This window comes from Roseateles sp. P5_E1 (genome assembly GCF_054049335.1).
Genome location: NZ_JBFUMN010000047.1, coordinates 23039 through 39667 on the forward strand (window position 1 = coordinate 23039; position 16629 = coordinate 39667).

Annotated in this window: 15 protein-coding genes; 7 read left to right on the forward strand and 8 right to left on the reverse strand. The window is 67.5% G+C overall.

What is annotated here, in order from left to right; all coding sequences use genetic code 11:
* Positions 1–51: 51 nt before the first annotated feature.
* Complete coding sequence (aroC, locus tag ACXJKJ_RS23985; RefSeq protein ID WP_457323167.1) at positions 52–1149, reverse strand: chorismate synthase; 1098 nt, start codon at positions 1147–1149, stop codon at positions 52–54.
* Between the two features lie 75 nt (positions 1150–1224).
* Complete coding sequence (locus ACXJKJ_RS23990; protein WP_056196964.1) at positions 1225–1692, reverse strand: CBS domain-containing protein; 468 nt, start codon at positions 1690–1692, stop codon at positions 1225–1227.
* A gap of 72 nt (positions 1693–1764) precedes the next feature.
* On the opposite strand from ACXJKJ_RS23990, the gene ACXJKJ_RS23995 reads away from it, so the two are divergent.
* Both ACXJKJ_RS23995 and ACXJKJ_RS24000 read left to right on the forward strand, forming a co-directional pair.
* Positions 1765–3057, forward strand: coding sequence for an O-acetylhomoserine aminocarboxypropyltransferase (locus ACXJKJ_RS23995; protein WP_056196962.1), 1293 nt, complete (start codon positions 1765–1767; stop codon positions 3055–3057).
* Positions 3054–3851 (forward strand): alpha/beta fold hydrolase, encoded by a 798-nt coding sequence (locus tag ACXJKJ_RS24000; protein ID WP_457393096.1) that lies wholly within the window; start codon positions 3054–3056, stop codon positions 3849–3851. Before ACXJKJ_RS23995 ends, ACXJKJ_RS24000 begins: the two co-directional genes overlap by 4 nt.
* On the opposite strand, the gene ACXJKJ_RS24005 is transcribed toward ACXJKJ_RS24000, so the two are convergent.
* Positions 3836–5293, reverse strand: a complete 1458-nt coding sequence (locus ACXJKJ_RS24005) for a flavin-containing monooxygenase (RefSeq protein WP_457393099.1) — start codon at positions 5291–5293, stop codon at positions 3836–3838. The two genes, ACXJKJ_RS24000 and ACXJKJ_RS24005, sit on opposite strands and share 16 nt — an antisense overlap.
* A gap of 64 nt (positions 5294–5357) precedes the next feature.
* On the opposite strand from ACXJKJ_RS24005, the gene ACXJKJ_RS24010 reads away from it, so the two are divergent.
* The gene (locus ACXJKJ_RS24010) at positions 5358–5666 is read left to right on the forward strand and encodes an Mpo1-like protein (protein ID WP_057299593.1); all 309 of its coding nucleotides are present in this window, start codon (positions 5358–5360) and stop codon (positions 5664–5666) included.
* Here ACXJKJ_RS24010 and ACXJKJ_RS24015 read toward each other — a convergent pair.
* The 3 genes from ACXJKJ_RS24015 to kbl are packed head-to-tail and all read right to left on the reverse strand — an operon-like array spanning position 5663 to position 8643.
* Entirely contained in the window at positions 5663–6457 is a 795-nt protein-coding gene (locus tag ACXJKJ_RS24015) for a MipA/OmpV family protein (protein WP_457393102.1), read from the reverse strand. The two genes, ACXJKJ_RS24010 and ACXJKJ_RS24015, sit on opposite strands and share 4 nt — an antisense overlap.
* Positions 6458–6505: 48 nt before the next feature.
* A complete protein-coding gene (locus tag ACXJKJ_RS24020; protein ID WP_457393105.1) occupies positions 6506–7450 on the reverse strand; it encodes an NAD-dependent epimerase/dehydratase family protein in 945 nt (314 codons plus the stop codon).
* A complete protein-coding gene (kbl, locus tag ACXJKJ_RS24025) occupies positions 7447–8643 on the reverse strand; it encodes a glycine C-acetyltransferase (RefSeq protein ID WP_457393108.1) in 1197 nt (398 codons plus the stop codon). The genes ACXJKJ_RS24020 and kbl overlap by 4 nt, the downstream gene beginning before the upstream one ends.
* Positions 8644–8742: 99 nt before the next feature.
* On the opposite strand from kbl, the gene ACXJKJ_RS24030 reads away from it, so the two are divergent.
* Entirely contained in the window at positions 8743–9306 is a 564-nt protein-coding gene (locus ACXJKJ_RS24030; RefSeq protein ID WP_457393111.1) for a helix-turn-helix domain-containing protein, read from the forward strand.
* 28 nt (positions 9307–9334) lie between these two features.
* Entirely contained in the window at positions 9335–10291 is a 957-nt protein-coding gene (locus ACXJKJ_RS24035) for a Bug family tripartite tricarboxylate transporter substrate binding protein (RefSeq protein ID WP_057299597.1), read from the forward strand.
* Here ACXJKJ_RS24035 and ACXJKJ_RS24040 read toward each other — a convergent pair.
* Positions 10263–11579 (reverse strand): YihY family inner membrane protein, encoded by a 1317-nt coding sequence (locus ACXJKJ_RS24040; RefSeq protein WP_082567980.1) that lies wholly within the window; start codon positions 11577–11579, stop codon positions 10263–10265. The genes ACXJKJ_RS24035 and ACXJKJ_RS24040 overlap by 29 nt on opposite strands.
* A 21-nt stretch (positions 11580–11600) precedes the next feature.
* On the opposite strand from ACXJKJ_RS24040, the gene ACXJKJ_RS24045 reads away from it, so the two are divergent.
* Complete coding sequence (locus ACXJKJ_RS24045; RefSeq protein WP_457393114.1) at positions 11601–11981, forward strand: DUF2069 domain-containing protein; 381 nt, start codon at positions 11601–11603, stop codon at positions 11979–11981.
* Positions 11978–13381, forward strand: a complete 1404-nt coding sequence (locus tag ACXJKJ_RS24050) for an FAD-binding oxidoreductase (protein WP_457393117.1) — start codon at positions 11978–11980, stop codon at positions 13379–13381. Before ACXJKJ_RS24045 ends, ACXJKJ_RS24050 begins: the two co-directional genes overlap by 4 nt.
* Here the strand turns inward: ACXJKJ_RS24050 and ACXJKJ_RS24055 are convergent.
* Positions 13359–16586, reverse strand: a complete 3228-nt coding sequence (locus tag ACXJKJ_RS24055; protein ID WP_457393120.1) for an efflux RND transporter permease subunit — start codon at positions 16584–16586, stop codon at positions 13359–13361. The genes ACXJKJ_RS24050 and ACXJKJ_RS24055 overlap by 23 nt on opposite strands.
* Positions 16587–16629: the final 43 nt, after the last annotated feature.

The window sequence follows — 16629 nt, forward strand, 5'->3', positions numbered from 1 at the left end:
CTCGCCCGTTGCGGGCTTTGCCCGTCGTCAGCCCGACGCGCTCGCCTCAACCTATCGTTGTGCCGGGATGGCATCGACCGGCAGCACGACATCTCCACACTGCGCCCTGTGACGAAGGGCATGGTCCATCAGCACCAGGGCCAGCATGGCTTCGGCGATGGGCGTGGCGCGGATGCCCACGCAGGGGTCGTGGCGGCCAAAGGTTTCCACCACGGAAGGATTGCCCGCGCGGTCGATGCTCGCCTTGGGCGAACGGATCGAGCTGGTCGGCTTGATCGCGATGCTGGCGACGATGTCCTGGCCGGTGGAGATGCCGCCCAGCATGCCGCCCGAGTTGTTGCTGGCAAATCCCAGCGGTGTCAGCTCATCGCCATGCTCGGTGCCCTTCTGTGCGACAACGCCGAAGCCAGCGCCGATCTCGACGCCCTTGACGGCGTTGATGCCCATCAGCGCGTAGGCGATGTCGGCGTCGAGCTTGTCGAACAGCGGCTCGCCCAGGCCGACCGGCACGCCGGTGGCTTCCACGCGGATGCGTGCGCCAACCGAGTCGCCGGCCTTGCGCAAGGCGTCCATGTAGTCCTCCAGCGCGGCGATCTTGCTGGCGTTGGCGGCAAAGAAGGGGTTTTGGCCGACGTGCTGCCAGCCTTCGAAAGGAATCTCGATCTCGCCGAGCTGGGTCATGCAGCCGCGGAATTCGGTGCCATAAGCCTCCCGCAGCCATTTGCGGGCCACTGCGCCGGCGCCGACCATGGGCGCCGTCAACCGCGCCGACGCGCGACCACCGCCGCGGGGGTCGCGCACACCGTATTTGCGCCAGTAGGTGTAGTCGGCGTGGCCGGGGCGGAAGGTGTCGAGGATGTTGCCGTAATCCTTGCTGCGCTGGTCGGTGTTCTCGATCAGCAGGCAGATTGGCGTGCCGGTCGTGACGCCCTCATAGACGCCGGACAGGATCTTGACCGCGTCCGGCTCGTTGCGCTGGGTCACGTGGCGGCTGGTACCGGGGCGGCGGCGGTCCAGCTCGGGCTGGATGTCGGCCTCGCTGAGCGCCATGCCCGGCGGGCAGCCGTCGATGACGCAGCCAATGGCCGGACCGTGGCTTTCGCCGAAATTGGTGACGCGAAAGAGTTCGCCGAGGGTGCTACCGGACATGCCGCCATTCTAGGAGCCGTCCAAATGAAAAGCGGCCTGCAAAGGCCGCCTTCATGGACAACGAACCAAGTCGGCTCAGCCGGCCTTGGCCGGGTCCTCGATGGGCTCCTCGACCGGCCAGTCGCGGATATAGGCCTTGAGCATGCGGTTCTCGAAGTCCTGGCTGTCCACCACCGCCTTGGCCACGTCGTAGAACGAGATGACGCCCATCAGCGTCTTGCCGTTCATCACCGGCATGTAGCGCGCGTGGCGGCCCAGCATCATGCGGCGCACCTCGTCGATCTCTGTCTCGGGCGTGCAGGTCAGCGGCGCGTCGTCCATCACCGTGCGGACGATGGTCGTGCCCACCGTGCCCTGGTTCTTCACGATGGCCTGGATGACCTCGCGGAAGGTCAGCATGCCGACCAGGTCGCCATGCTCCATGACAACCAGCGAACCGATGTCGCGCTCTGCCATGACGGCCAGCGAATCCTTCAGCGGCTCGTCGGGCGTGACAGTGAACAAGGTGCCACCTTTGACACGCAGGATATCGACGACTTTCATAGGGGCCTCCATGCGAAAACTGCCAGTCAACATAGCACACAATGCCCGCGACTCCACCCCATAGAAAACACCATGCCGGGCTTCGACACCCTAGCTTTGCATGCCGGCGCCACGCCCGATCCGGGCACCGGCGCGCGGGCGACGCCGCTGCACCTCAGCACCTCCTTCGTCTTCGAGAACAGCGAGCACGCGGCGTCGCTGTTCAACATGGAGCGTTCGGGGCACGTCTACAGCCGGCTCTCCAACCCGACGACGGCGGTTTTCGAGGAGCGCATGGCGGCGCTGGACGGCGGCATCGGCGCGATCGCGACGGCCAGCGGCCAGGCGGCCCTGCACCTGGCCATCTGCACGCTGATGGGCGCCGGCGGCCACATCGTCGCCAGCACGGCGCTGTATGGTGGCAGCCACAACCTGCTGCACTACACGTTGCGTCGTTTCGGCATCGAGACGACCTTCGTCAACCCACGCGACCTGGACGCCTGGCGCGCAGCCATCCGGCCCGAGACGCGGCTGCTGTTTGGCGAGAGCCTGGGCAATCCGGGGCTGGACGTGCTGGACATCCCGGCCGTGTCGGCACTGGCGCACGAGGCCGGCCTGCCTCTGCTGGTGGACGCCACCTTCACGACGCCCTATCTGCAGCGCCCGGCCGAGCTGGGCGCCGATCTCGTCTACCACTCGGCCACCAAATTCCTCTGCGGCCACGGCACGGTGGTTGGCGGCGTGCTGGTGGACGCGGGCTCCTTCGACTGGCAGGCCGCGCACGACCGCCATGGCCGATTCGAGACCTTGTGTGAACCGTATGACGGCTTCCACGGCATGGTGTTCGCTGAGGAAAGCACCGTCGGCGCCTTCCTGCTGCGCGCCCGCCGGGAGGGGCTGCGCGACTTCGGCGCCTGCATGAGCCCGCACACGGCCTGGCTGATGCTGCAAGGACTGGAGACGTTGCCGCTGCGCATGGCCCGGCATGTGGCCAATGCGCAGGCGGTGGCCGAGTTCCTGCAGGCACACGACCTCGTCGAGAAGGTGGCCTACCCCGGCCTGGCCTCCCACCCCGACCATGCGCTGGCGCGAAAGCTCATGCCACGCGGCGCTGGCGCGGTGTTCTCCTTCGACTTGAAGGGAACGCGGGAACAGGGCCGCGCCTTCATCGAGGCGCTCAAGCTCTTCTCCCACCTGGCCAACGTTGGCGACGCCAAGTCCCTGGTCATCCACCCGGCCAGCACGACCCACTTCCGCATGGATGACGCGGCGCTCAGGAGTGCCGGCATAGGCCCGGGCACCATCCGCCTGTCCGTCGGGCTGGAAGACCCGGCCGACCTCATCGACGACCTGAAGCGCGCGCTCAAGATGGCAGGCAAGGCATGAAGTTCATCGTCGACAACCAAGAGGCCTATGCGTACACGGGCGGCAAGGCGTTAGACCCCGCCCTGCCCTGCGTCGTCTTCATCCATGGCGCACAGAACGACCACAGCGTCTGGACCCTGCTGGCGCGCTGGTGTGCCCACCACGGCTACGGCGTGCTCGCCGTCGACCTGCCGGGCCATGGCCGCAGCGCTGGCACGCCTTTGAAGAGCGTCGAGGACATCGCCTCCTGGCTGCACCGTCTGCTCGACGCGGCCGGCGTGCAAAAGGCCACCCTCGTCGGCCACAGCATGGGCTCGCTGATCGCACTCGAAGCGGCCGAACGAGCGTCCACTCTCGTCATGGTCGGCACGGCCTACCCGATGAAGGTCTCGGAGGCTCTTTTGACGACGGCGCGCGACAAGCCCGAGGCCGCGATGGCCATGGTCACGGCCTTTTCGCATTCGCTGGCCAGCGCCAAGCCGGGCTACCCGGGCCCGGGCGCCTGGCTGCGCGGCGGCTCGATGGCGCTGATGCGCCGGCTGCAGGGGCGCCAGACGGAAGTCAATCTGTTCGAGAACGACTTCCAGGTCTGCGACCGCTATGCCGGCGGCGAGGCCGCGGCCGCTCGCGTGGCCTGCCCGGTGCATTTCATCCTCGGCACGCTGGACCAGATGACGTTGCCCAAGCAGAACGCCGTGCTCGGCGGCCTGCTCAAGCCGCGCATCCATACCGTGCCCGCCGGCCACGCGCTGATGGCCGAAGCACCGGACACCGTGCTGGCCGCGCTGAGGGCGGCGCTTCAGCCCAGCTCGTAGGCTGCTTCGTCGGGCCGCCGCACGGCCCGGGCGTATTCGCCGGTGAAGCCCGGCCAGATCGCGATGATGCGGCCGCTGTCGTTGCGGTACCAGGAACTGCACCGGCTCCAGACCGAGCCGGCGAGCCTTTGCTGGACGTTGGCGTCCTGGGCTGCAAACGCTTCAGGGCGCACGTCTATCCATCGCTTGCCTGACTGCTTGACTCTGCGCATGCAGGCCAGCGCGTGCTGGACCTGCGGCTCGATGAAAAGCAGCGTCGAGGTATGGCCTGTGCCGGTGTTGGGGCCGAGTGTCAGGAAGAGGTTGGGAAAGCCCGGGACCGTCAGGCCGAAGTAGGCGCTGGGATTGACGCGCCAGGTCTCTTCCAGCGTGCGCCCGTCGAGACCTGTGATGGGCAGCTCCGCCAGGAGTTGCGTCGTGTCGAAGCCGGTGGCGCAGACCAGTGCGTCCAACTGGTGCTCCCGGCCGTCCAGGGTCAGCACGCCTCTTTCCGTCACGCCGGTGATGGCCTCCGTGACCAGCTCCGACTGCGGCAGCGCCAGCGCATGGAAGTAATCGTTGGAGTAGATGATGCGCTTGCATCCCAACGGATAGCGGGGTGTCAGTCGTTCGCGCAACCCAGCGTCGGGCACCTGGCGCCGCAGATGGCCGCGGGCCGTGGCCACCATGGCGCGCCGGGCCAGCGTGCCCTCGTCGAAGCCGCGCCGCCCCAGCTCCAGGAACTGCACCCAGGCATGGCGGGCCAGCGCGGCATAGGGCGGGAAGCGGGCCAGCCAGCGGTCGAGTGCGCCATAGCGCCGGTCCAGCCGCGGCATCACCCAGTTGGGCGTGCGCTGGAACAGCGTGAGCCGTGCCGCCGTGGGTGCCAGCGCCGGCACAAGCTGAGACGCCGTGGAGCCCGTGCCGATGACGCCGATGCGCTTGCCTCCCAAGTCCGCGTCGGCCGGCCAGCGCGCCGAGTGCAGCAACTGCCCCTTGAAGGACGCCAGATCGGGGATGTCGGGCCAGCGCGGCCGGCTCAGCGGGCCGGTGCTGCAGACGAAGAAGCGCGCGCTCAAGGCGCTGCCATCGTCCAGGCTCAGCTGCCAGCGGCCGGCCTCGGCGTCGAAGCGCGCCTCGGTGATGGCCACGCCCAGACGCATGCGTGCCGCCAGGCCGTGCTGCTCGGCCAGGCGCTGCTGGTAGCGGTGAATCTCGGGCGCGTCGGCGAAGCGGTGCGTCCAACAAGGGTTGGGCGCAAAGCTGAAGCTGTAGGCCGGAGCCGGCACGTCGACCTGGGCGCCGGGGTAGCGGTTGCTCCACCAGGTGCCACCCAGCCCGTGAGACTTCTCGACGATGAGGTAGTCATCGACGCCCGCGCGCTGCAGCTGGATGGCCATGCACAGCCCGGACATGCCCGCACCGAGGATGACAACCTCCAACTCGGTGGGCATGGCGCGCATCGGCGCATTATTGCGAGGGCATCCCCGCTTGCCGCTCGGGCGCAACCCGCGCTTGAATCAGCGCATGAGCACCGAACGCTTTTCTCGCTTCGCCGACTTCTACCCCTTCTACCTCAGCGAGCACGGCAACACCATCTGCCGCCGGCTGCACTTCGTCGGTTCGACCCTGGTGCTGGTCTGTCTGTGGCAGCTGTTCAGGACGGGCGCGCTGGTGTGGCTGCTTTACGGCCTGCTGTGCGGCTATGGCTTCGCCTGGGTCGGGCATTTCTTCTTCGAGAAGAACCGGCCGGCGACCTTCAAATATCCGCTTTACAGCTTCATCGGCGACTGGGTCATGTACGCCGACATCTGGCGCGGTCGCGTGAAGCTTTAGTTGCGCCAGGCCAGGCCGATGCCCACCGACGAGCCGGTGCGTTTCTCGACCAGCGGGCTGTCGGCGACGGGACCGAGGAGGCGGCTCGCGCCGGCATTGCCGTAGACGAGCCAATGCTTGGTCAGCGGCCGGATGAAGCCGACACCCACGTGCACATCGCGCAGGCCGGCACCGGGTTCGTAGGCGGGTTTGCCACTGGCCGCGACGGCCGACTCGGGCACGCCGAAATAGCTGCGCAGGTTTCGAGCGCTGGCGGCCGAGATGCCGAAGCCGCTGGTCCACTCCAGCGTCGGGCTGCGGTAGAACCGCCAGCCCAGGTCCGCGCCCAGCGTCGTGCCGCCTTGCCGGCCGAGCAGGTCCTGCGAAAGCGTTGCGCCGATGGTCAGGTCCTTGGTGAGGCTGTAGTTGGTATAGAGGCGCGCCCTCAGCGTGCGCCGGACGTCGGGCAAGCCCTGCGTGGTGCTGGCGTCGCCGCTGCTGCGGCCGCTGTCCATGCGCAGTGACACACCCACGCGCAGCTTGTCGGTGTCAATGAACTGGGTACTGGCGCCGCCGGCCGCCTCCTCACGCCCGAAGCCCATCAGACTGCCCGCGCCGGAAGTGCTGATGCGCACGCGGCCGAACTTGAATGCCCACAAAGGCTTGAGCTTGATGCGACGGCTACTCGCGCCGTCGTATTCCGGCTGAGAGGCCACCGCGGCCCCCAGCAGGTAGCGGGCTGATGGACTCTCGACTTCGGGCTGCTCGGCCTGGGCCAAAGTCGCCACGGACAGCGCCAGGAAAGTAGTCAACGCGACTCTCATACGAGCAAGCGTACCAGCCAGACCTGGCACCGCCTGTCAGCCAACGTGTAGTTCTCGCGTCAGCTCAGTCAGCATGTCGTCAACCATGGCATCGAGGTCGTACTGCAGCTTCCAGCCCCAATCGGCCTGGGCGGCTGCGTCGTCGATGCGTTGTGGCCAACTGGCTGCAATGGCCTGGCGGAAGTCGGGCACGCAGTCCATCGTGAACTCGGGCAGGCGGCGGCGGATGGAGGCGGCGATGCCTGCCGGCGTGAAGCTGACGCCGGCGAGGTTGTAGCTGCCGCGCTGCCTGACCTGGTCGGCCGGCGCGTTCATCAGCTCGATGGTGGCGCGCAGCGCATCGGGCATGTACATCATCGGCAGGGCCTGGTCTTCCTTCAGGAAGCAGGTGTAGCGGCCGTCCTTGATCGCCGAGTGGAAGATCTCCACGGCGTAGTCCGTCGTGCCGCCGCCGGGCGGCGTCTTCCAGCTGATGAGGCCGGGGTAGCGCAGGCTGCGCACGTCCACGCCGTGCTTGGCGTGGTACCAGTCGCACCAGCGTTCGCCGGCGAGCTTGCTGATGCCATAGACCGTCGTCGGGTCCATGACGGTCGTCTGCGGCGTGTCGACGGCTGGCGTGTTGGGGCCGAAGGCCGCGATCGAACTGGGCCAGAAGATCTTGTCCAGCTTCTCGTGCCGGGCCAGCTCCAGCACATTGAGCAGGCCCTTCATGTTCAGGTCCCAGGCCCACATCGGGTGCTTCTCGCCGTTGGCCGACAGCGCCGCGGCCAGGTGGTAGATCTGCGTGATGTGGTGGCGCTTGACGACGGTGGCCAGGCCCCCCGCGTCGGTCACATCCAGCGCCTCGTGCTGGAGGCTGGGCACGCGGCCCTTGGGGCTGAGGTCGCTGGTGACGACGGCTTCGTTGCCATGCAGCCTCGCCAGCTCGGTCGCCAGCTCGGTGCCGATCTGGCCGTTCGCTCCAATGATGAGGATCTTCATTTGACGAGGCCCAGCTCACGGCCCGCCTGCGTGAAGGCGGCAACGGCCTTCTCCAGGTGCTCGCGCTCATGCACGGCCGAGACCTGCACGCGGATGCGCGCCTGGCCCCTGGGCACGACGGGGAAGAAGAAGCCGACGGCATAGATGCCCAGCTCCAGGATGCGCTTGCTGAGCTCCTGCGCCTTCACCGCGTCGTAGACCATGATGGGCACGATGGGGTGGGTGCCGGGCTTGATCTCGAAGCCGGCGGCCTGGATCGCCTCGCGGAACCAGGCGGTGTTGGCTTCGAGCTTGTCGCGCAGGGCCGTGGAGCCCTCCAGCAGGTCCAGCACGGCCAGCGAAGCGCCGGCGATGCTGGGGGCCAGCGTGTTGCTGAACAGATAGGGGCGTGAGCGCTGGCGCAGCAGCTCGACGACTTCCTTGCGCGCGGCCGTGAAGCCACCGCTGGCGCCGCCCAGGGCCTTGCCGAAGGTGCCCGTGATGATGTCGATCTTGCCGAACACGCCGCGGTGCTCGGCGGTGCCGCGGCCGGTCTTGCCCATGAAGCCTGACGCATGGCATTCGTCGATGCCCAGCAGCGCGTCGTAGCGGTCGCACAGGGCGCGGATCTTGTCGAGCTGGGCGATGGTGCCGTCCATGGAGAACACACCGTCGGTGAACACCAGCGTGAAACGGGCGACCTTCTCTTTCGCTTCCTTCAGGCAGCGCTCCAGGTCGTTGAGGTTGTTGTGCTCGTAGCGGTAGCGCTGCGCCTTGCACAGGCGGATGCCGTCGATGATGGAAGCGTGGTTGAGCGCGTCGCTGATGATGGCGTCCTGCTCACCCAGCAGCGGCTCGAACAGGCCGCCGTTGGCGTCGAAGGCGGCGGCGTAGAGGATGGCGTCCTCGCAGCCGACGAAGCGGGCGATGCGCTGCTCCAGCTCCTTGTGCACATCTTGAGTGCCGCAGATGAAACGCACCGACGACAGGCCGAAGCCGTGCGTGCGCAACGCCTCATGCGCGGCCTCAATGACCTTGGGATGGGACGACAAGCCCAGGTAGTTGTTGGCGCACAAGTTGATGACTTCGCGGCCGTCGGCGGTCTTCACGATGGCGCCCTGGGGCGTCGTGATGATGCGTTCGGACTTGAACAGCCCGGCGGCGCGGATGCTGTCCAGCTCGGTCTGCAGGTGTTGATAGAAGGCCTGGCTCATGGCGCCGCTCCTGATGCACAATCCGGTTTAGTGAACTTGTTCGATATATCGAACTTTTGTGCAGTATCTGAAAATCATCTATCCAGGTCAAGCATGAACATGGACAACACCGAACCGCCCCGCGTCGGCGCCGCCCTGCAGGCGCTGCGCAGCAGCCGTGGCCTGTCGCTGGATGATCTCTCCAAGCGGGCCGGCGTGAGTAAGTCGATGTTGTCGCAGATCGAGCGCAACCAGGCCAATCCCACGGTGGCCGTGGTGTGGCGGCTGGCCAATGCGCTGGGCGTGGACATGGGTGAGTTGCTGGGCGGCGAGCGCGCCGCGACGCCTGCCATCGAGACCGTGCCGGCCCACGCGACGCCAGGGCTGACCAGCCCGGACGGGCTTTGCAAGCTGCGCATCCTCGGCCCCATCGAGCTGGCCGGGCAGTTCGAGTGGTACGAGCTGAACATCCAACCCGGCGGCGTGCTGGACAGCCAGGCCCATGAGCCGGGTTCGCGCGAGCACCTGAGCGTGCTGACGGGCAGCCTGGAGGTCAGCGCCCAGGGCATGACCAACAAGCTCAAGGCCGGCGAGACGGCGCGTTATGCCGTGGACGGGCCGCACACCATCCGCAACAACGCGAAGTCGGCTGCGACTGCGCTGCTGGTCGTCCTTCATCCGTAGACTGCAGCCTCCGCTCAAGGAGGCATGCATGCAGATCACCCGTCGCGCGACCCTGGCCACGCTGGCCGCCCTGCCTTTAGTGGCGCAAGCGCAGGACAAGCCCATTCGCCTCCTCGTCGGCTTTCCGGCCGGAGGCGGCACCGACGCGATTGCGCGATTGCTTGGTGAGGCCTTGCAGGCATCATTGGGCACGCCGGTCGTCGTCGAGAACAAGCCCGGGGCCGGCGGCCAGATCGCGGCGCAGGCGCTGAAGGTAGCGCCGCCCGACGGCACCACCTTCTTCGTCAGCCACGACCACACCATCTCCATCCTGCCGCTGGTGCTGAAGAACCCTGGCTTTGACCCGGCCAGGGACTTCGTGCCGGTGGCAGGCTTTGCGACCTTCGCCAACGCGCTGGCGCTGTCGGGCGGCACGCCGGCTTCAAGCCTGCCCGAGTACGTCGCCTGGGTGAAGAAGCAAGGCGGCCAGGGCAGCGTGGGCGTGCCGGCGCCGGCCTCGGTGCCGGAGTTCCTCGTCAAGCTGCTCGGCGAGAAGAATGGCCTGAACCTGCTGGCCGTGCCCTACCGCGGCAGCGCGCCGATGATTGCCGACATGCTGGGCAACCAAATCAGCGCCGGCGTCGGCTCGGTGCCCGACCTGATCACCAACCACCAGCAGAAGAAGCTAAAGATCGTCGCCGTCATGGGCCAACAACGCCAGGCCGTGCTGCCCGAGGTGCCGACCTTTGCCGAGCTGGGCATCACCGGCTTCGAGGACCTGCCCTATTACGGCGTCTTCGCCCCCGCGGGCACTTCGCCGGCCGTCGTCGAGCGCTTCTCGAATGCGCTGGCCGGCGTCATCAATCAGCCCGTCGTGAAGGCCCGGCTCACCGAGCTTGGCCTGTCGGTGGGCATGATGACCTCGGCCCAACTGGCCACCCGCGAGCGCGCCTACGCGGCGGCCTGGGCCAGGATCATCAAGGCCGGGGGCTTCCAGCCTCAGTGAGCAGCAGGCGGTCGAGGGTCAGCTTTGACCATTCACCCTGCACCCACAGATTGGTCAGCAGCCCCTGGCGCTCGGCCAGGAAGGCGCTGAGCAGAGGCTCGGCCAGCGCTCGCTCGGGCGCGCACAGCAGTACCAGCCGCTGGGCGCCCTCCTCTTCAAGCCGGCCGATCCAGTCCAGGGCCAGCAGCTTGTCGATGACGGGGCTGAGCTGCAGCGGGTCCACGCGCAGCGCGCCCGCCAGGGCCAGGTGGGACAACCCCTGCTGGCCGGCCTCGCGCACGCGCCAGAGCTCGCGCAGCGTCTCCAGTGCCAGCGCCATGGGCTGGCCGGGCGCGTCGGGACGCAGATGCAGCCGACCTGTCAGGCTGGGCGTGTTGGCGGCCAGGATGGCGCCCAGCAGCACGATGACCCAGCCCAGGTAGATCCAGATCAAGAAGATGGGCACGGTCGCGAAAGCGCCATACAGCGTCGAATAGGTCGGCACCTGCTTGACGTACCAGGCCAGCAAACCTTTTGCCAGCGAGAAGCCCACGGACACGAAGGCGCCGCCGATGAGGGCGTGCCGCCAGCGCACATGGGTGTTGGGCACGTAATGGAAGAGCCCGGCCATCGCCAGGCCGAACAACACCACGTCGGCACTGCCCAGCGCCGTGGACATGCTCGGCGGCATGGCTGTGAAATAACCCTGGCCGACACTGATGGCATAGCTTGTCAGCGTCAGGCTGCCGCCGAGCAGCAGCGGGCCCAGCGTCAGTGCGGCCCAGTAGACCAGCACGCGCTGCGCCATGGGCCGTGGGCGCTTCACGCGCCAGATGGCATTCAGCGTGCGGTCGATGGTCAGCATCAGGGCCAGCGCCGTGATGCCGAGAAAGATCAGGCCCACCACACCGAGCTTGTTGGCCTTGGCCGCAAACTGCGTGAGCGAGGCCAGCACCGGCTTGGCGATGTTGGGCGGGATCAGGCTCTTCAGGAAGTACTGCTCCAGCGCGGACTGGAAGCTGGAGAACATCGGGAAGGCCGTGAAGATGGCCAGCATCACCGTCAGCAGCGGCACCAGCGAGATCAGCGTCGTGAAGGTCAGGCTGCCGGCGGTGAGGCCGAGCTTTTCCTCGCGGAAACGTTGGCGGAAAGTGTGCAGGGTCTGCAGCCAGGGCCAGGCCAGCAGCTCGGTGATGAAGTCGCTGGCGAAGGCGATGGGGTTGTGGGCCAGTGGCGCGTCCGGGTTGTCGGTATTGGCGGGCGCGGCGGGCGGAACGGGCGGGATCGGCGGAATCGGCGTCAAGGACATGGCTTCTATGATGCCGCAGCTATGTCCCCTGCCCTTGAAAGAACCGAACCCACGGCCGTCGAACGGCTGACGCGCAATCTGGCGCTGGCCGCCACCGTCGCGCTGATCCTGCTGTGCCTGGCCTGGGAACTGTGGCTCGCGCCGACCGGCCGCGGCACGCTGGCCGTGAAGGCGCTGCCGCTGCTGGCGGCACCCGTCGGCCTGTGGCGCTACCGCATGTACACCTACCGCTGGCTGGCCCTGGCCATCTGGCTCTATGTGATGGAGGGCCTGGTGCGCTCGACCAGCGAAGGCGGCCTCGGGCAATGGCTGGCGCTGGGTGAAGTGCTGCTGGGCGTCGTCATCTTCACGGCCTGCACGGCCCAGATCCGCCAGCGACTGGCGGCGGCCAAAGCCACATGAACGCCTTTCTCGCTGCGCTGCGTGAACAGCTTGGCGAGGCGGGCCTGCTGGTGGGTGGCGACCTGGCGGCCTATGAGAACGACTGGCGCAAGCGCTATGCCGGCAAGGCCCTGGCCGTCGCGCGGCCGGCATCGACCGAGGAAGTCGCGGCAGTGATGCGCCTATGCCACGAGCACCGCGTGCCGGTCGTGCCGCAGGGCGGCAATACCGGTCTGGTGGGCGGCTCGACGCCGGACGACAGCGGCCAACAACTCCTGCTGAGCCTGACGCGCATGAAGCGCGTGCGCGGCATCGACCTCGCCAACGCCAGCCTGACGGCGGAGGCCGGCTGCGTGCTGGCCGAGATCCAAACCGCCGCGGCTGGGGCCGGAATGCTCTTTCCGCTCAGCCTGGCGGCCGAGGGTTCGTGCACGCTCGGCGGCAACCTGGCGACGAATGCCGGAGGCACGCAGGTGCTGCGTTATGGCAATGCGCGCGAACTCTGCCTCGGCCTCGAGGTTGTCACCGTGGCCGGCGAGATCTGGCATGGGCTGTCGGGGCTGCGCAAGGACAACACCGGCTACGACCTGCGCGACCTTTTCATCGGCAGCGAGGGCACACTGGGCGTCATCACCGCCGCGACGATGAAGCTGTATCCGCAGCCGAAGGAGCGCCTGACCGCGCTGGCGGCCTGTGCCTCGCTGGACGATGCCGTCTCCTTGCTCGGCCTRGCGCGCGAGCGCGCCGGCGATGCGCTGACCGGCTTCGAAGTGATGAACCGCGCCTCGCTCGCCCTTGTCGCGCGCGAGCTGCCGCAATTGCCCCAGCCCTTGCCGGCCGCGGCATGGACCGTGCTGCTGGAGTTGTCCGACGCCGAAAGCGCCGAGCATGCACGCAGCGTCTTCGAAGGTCTGCTTGAAACCGCGCTCGAAGGCGGCTGCGTGCAGGACGCGGCCATTGCCCAGAACATCCAGCAGGCCAAGGCCTTCTGGCATCTGCGCGAGTCCATCCCCTTGGCCCAGGCCCAGGCGGGGCTGAACATCAAGCATGACATCTCGCTGCCGGTGTCGGCCGTTCCTGGCTTCGTCACCGAGATGGATGCGGTGCTGGCGGCTTATCTGCCCGGCATCGAGGTCATCGACTTCGGCCATCTGGGCGACGGCAACCTGCACTACAACGTGCAGGCGCCGGCCGGCGTGGCACCGGCGGAGTTCTTGGCCGCGCACGAGGCGGCGATCAACGAACGGGTCTACGACGCCGTGCAGCAGCGCGGCGGCTCGATCTCGGCCGAGCACGGCATTGGCCGACTCAAACGCGAGGAACTGGGTCAGCGCAAGGACCCGACGGCCCTGGCGCTGATGCGGGCGATCAAGCGGGCCCTGGACCCGCTCGACCTCCTCAACCCTGGGCGACTGGTGTAACGGCGACGCGGCGACCGGTCACCAAGCGACCGGCCTTGACGAGCAGGCGGAACACGAAGCGCACCATCACCAGCGCCAGCACCGCTTCGATCAGCGTCAGCACGAAGGCGCCGACCAGCGTGAACCGCGGCACGCGGCGATGGAACTTGGCCAGCGCATGGTCACGGGCCAGCTCGATGCTGTCGTAGAAGGTCGGTACGATGAGCAGCGTCAGCAGCGTCGACGTGATGGTGCCACCGATGATGGCCACGGCCATCGGGCGGTAGAACTCGCCGCCCTCGCCGATGCCGATGGCGACCGGCATCATGCCGGCGATCAGCGCCAGCGTCGTCATCAGGATGGGACGGAAGCGCTTGCGGCCTGCGTGCATCAGCGCCTCTTCGCGATCGATGCCGGCCTTCTCCTCCTGGCGCGTCGCGTCCAGCAGCAGGATGGCGTTCTTGGCCACCAGGCCCATCAGCATGATGACGCCGATCAGGCTCATCAGGTTCAGCGTRCCGCGCGTCAGGATCAGCGCCAGCACGACGCCGATCAGGCTCAGCGGCAGCGACAGCATGACGGCGAACGGCGCCGTGAAGCTGTTGAACTGGATGACGAGCACAAAATACATCAGCGCGATACCGGACAGCAGCGCCGTGATCATGGCCGTGAAAACAACCTGCTGGTCACGTGCCGCGCCCGCCAGCTCGATGCCGAAACCGGGCGGAAAGTCGATCTTCTCGGCCAGTTTCTTGGCTTCAGCGGTGATCTCGCCGGACGAGCGGCCCTGGGCATTGGCGCTGACCGTGATGGTGCGCTTGCCGTCGCCGTGCTGGATCTGGCCCGGGCCCTTGCCCATTGTGACCGTGGCGATCTGGTCCAGCGGCACCATGCGGTTGGTGCCGGTCACCGCGATCGGCAGGCGCTCGATATTGGCGGCGTCGACGCGGTCGCTCGGGTGCAGGCGGATGGCCACGTCACGCGCCTCGCCGGTCGGGTCGATCCAGTCGCCCGCCTCGACGCCGGCAAAGGCCACGCGCAGTGCCTGGGCCGCGTCGTTGACCGAGATGCCCATCTGGTTGGCCAGGCTGCGGTCGAGTTCGATCTGCAGCTCGTTCTGCGGGTCCTGCTCGGAGTAGCCGATGTCGACCGCACCCTTGATGCCCGCCATGGTCTTCTGGAAGTCCTGCGTGATCTGCTGCAGTCGGCGCGTGTCGGTGCCGTAGAAGCGGATCTGCACGGGCTTCTGGGCGCCGTTGTTCAGGTCGTCGAGCACGACGTACTCGGCACCGACCAGGCGGGCGACCTTCTCGCGCAGCTCCTTGGCGACGTCGGCGGCCGAGCGCTGGCGCTCGGTGCTCTTGCCAATGTCGACGTAGATGCGCCCGCCGCTGGCGTTGGGATAGGAGGTCGTCGCCTTGGTCTCCTTCATCGTCGAGGCCAGGGCAGCGGCTGCGTCGAGCTTGAGCTTGGAATAGTCGAGGCTGCTGGAGGCGGGGCTGCGCACCTCGATGGCCAGGAAGCCGGCATCGGCCTGCGGCAGGAAGCTGGAGCCGCCGAACGTCATCTGCAGGAAGATGGCGCCGACGAGGCTGAGGACCGCGAAGGCCGTCATCCAGCGGCGGTGGTGCAGCGCCCAGGCGATGACATGGCCATAACCGTTGGCCACGCCGTCGAACCAGTGATTGAAGCGCTCAAGCAGCCTGCCGAAGCCCTTCTTGGGCTGCTCGTGGTAGCCCACGGGGTCGCCCCAATAGGCCGACAGCATGGGGTCGAGCGTGAAGCTGATGATCAGCGACACGACGACCGAGGCCACGACGGTCAGCGCGAAGGGCTTGAACCACTGGCCGGGGCCGTTGCCCATGAAGGCGACCGGCACGAAGACCGCGACGATGGCGAAGGTGGTGGCGGCGACGGCCAGGCCGATCTCGGCGGTGCCCTCGCGCGCCGCGGTGACGCGGTCGCTGCCGCGCTCCATGTGGCGGACGATGTTCTCCCGCACGACGATGGCGTCGTCGATGAGCACGCCGATGGCCAGTGACAGGCCCAGCAGGCTCATGAAGTTCAGCGAGAAGCCCATCAGCCAGACGGCGATGAAGGCGGCCAGCACGGACGTGGGCAGGGACAGCGCGGTGATCAGCGTCGAGCGCCAGCTGTTCAGGAAGGCGTAGACGACGAAGATGGTCAGTGCGGCGCCAAACACCAGCGCATCGGTGACGTTGTGCAGGCTGTTCTCGGCATCCTTGCCGCCGTCCTGGGTGATCTCGAGCGTCGTGCCCTTGGGCAGTTCCTTCTCGATTTCCTTCAGCAGCGTGCGCGCGCCGTTGGCCACGCTGACGGTGGAGGCATCGCGTGAGCGCGTGATGGAGATGCCGACGTTGGGTCGGCCGTTGCGCAGCGAGTAGCCGGTCATCTCGGCGAAGCCGTCCTGCACCTCGGCCACCTGGCCCAGGCGCACGACGGTGCCGCCGCCGGTGCCACCTGTGCGCTTGATGATCATCTGCTCGAACTCGGCCGGCGACTCGAGGCGACCGAGCAGGCGGATGCTCTGGTCTTCCAGCGCGCCACGCACCTTGCCGACTGGGGCGGTGGTGTTCTGCGCGCGCACGGCATTCAGCACCTCGGTGACGGAGACGCCGAACTCGCGCAGCTTCTCGGCGTGCAGCAGGATGGACAACTCGCGCTTGAGCGAACCGTTGACACCCACCGTCGACACGCCTGAGATGCCGCGAAAGCGCTCGGCGAGCTTGTCCTCGGCCAGGCGGCTGAGCTGGGCGTGCGTCAGCGTCGTGCTGGACAGCGACAGCTGCAGGATGGGCTGAGCGCCGGGGTCGGCCCGCGTGATGATGGGTTCGCGGATTTCGGTGGGCAGCTTGTAGCGCACCGAGGCGATGGCGTTGCGCACCTCATCGGCGGCCTCGATCATGTTCTTCGAGAAGTCGAAGACCAGCACGAGGGTGGCGCTGCCCTCGCGCGACGTGGAGTTGGAGCGGTCCACGCCGGAGATGCTCTGCAGCGCTTTCTCGATGCGGTTGACGACCTCGCGCTCCACCGTCTCGGGCGACGCGCCCGGATAGGGAATGTTGATGACGAGCACCGGCGGCTCGACCTCGGGGAACTGGTTGACCTTGAGCTTGGACAGCGCCAGCAGGCCCACCAGCATCAGCCCGATGACCATGACGACGGTCGCGACGGGCTTGCTGATGCTGAAGTTGGAGAGAAACATCGAGGTCTCCTGCTTACTTGCTGGCGGCAGGCACGGGTGACGC

Excerpts from the sequence above, each read along its gene's own strand:
- aroC (WP_457323167.1), bottom strand. The coding sequence starts at position 1,149 with ATGTCCGGTAGCACCCTCGGCGAACTCTTTCGCGTCACCAATTTCGGC.
- ACXJKJ_RS23990 (WP_056196964.1), bottom strand. The coding sequence starts at position 1,692 with ATGAAAGTCGTCGATATCCTGCGTGTCAAAGGTGGCACCTTGTTCACT.
- ACXJKJ_RS23995 (WP_056196962.1), top strand. The coding sequence starts at position 1,765 with ATGCCGGGCTTCGACACCCTAGCTTTGCATGCCGGCGCCACGCCCGAT.
- ACXJKJ_RS24000 (WP_457393096.1), top strand. The coding sequence starts at position 3,054 with ATGAAGTTCATCGTCGACAACCAAGAGGCCTATGCGTACACGGGCGGC.
- ACXJKJ_RS24005 (WP_457393099.1), bottom strand. The coding sequence starts at position 5,293 with ATGCGCGCCATGCCCACCGAGTTGGAGGTTGTCATCCTCGGTGCGGGC.
- ACXJKJ_RS24010 (WP_057299593.1), top strand. The coding sequence starts at position 5,358 with ATGAGCACCGAACGCTTTTCTCGCTTCGCCGACTTCTACCCCTTCTAC.
- ACXJKJ_RS24020 (WP_457393105.1), bottom strand. The coding sequence starts at position 7,450 with ATGAAGATCCTCATCATTGGAGCGAACGGCCAGATCGGCACCGAGCTG.
- kbl (WP_457393108.1), bottom strand. The coding sequence starts at position 8,643 with ATGAGCCAGGCCTTCTATCAACACCTGCAGACCGAGCTGGACAGCATC.
- ACXJKJ_RS24030 (WP_457393111.1), top strand. The coding sequence starts at position 8,743 with ATGGACAACACCGAACCGCCCCGCGTCGGCGCCGCCCTGCAGGCGCTG.
- ACXJKJ_RS24035 (WP_057299597.1), top strand. The coding sequence starts at position 9,335 with ATGCAGATCACCCGTCGCGCGACCCTGGCCACGCTGGCCGCCCTGCCT.
- ACXJKJ_RS24040 (WP_082567980.1), bottom strand. The coding sequence starts at position 11,579 with ATGTCCTTGACGCCGATTCCGCCGATCCCGCCCGTTCCGCCCGCCGCG.
- ACXJKJ_RS24045 (WP_457393114.1), top strand. The coding sequence starts at position 11,601 with ATGTCCCCTGCCCTTGAAAGAACCGAACCCACGGCCGTCGAACGGCTG.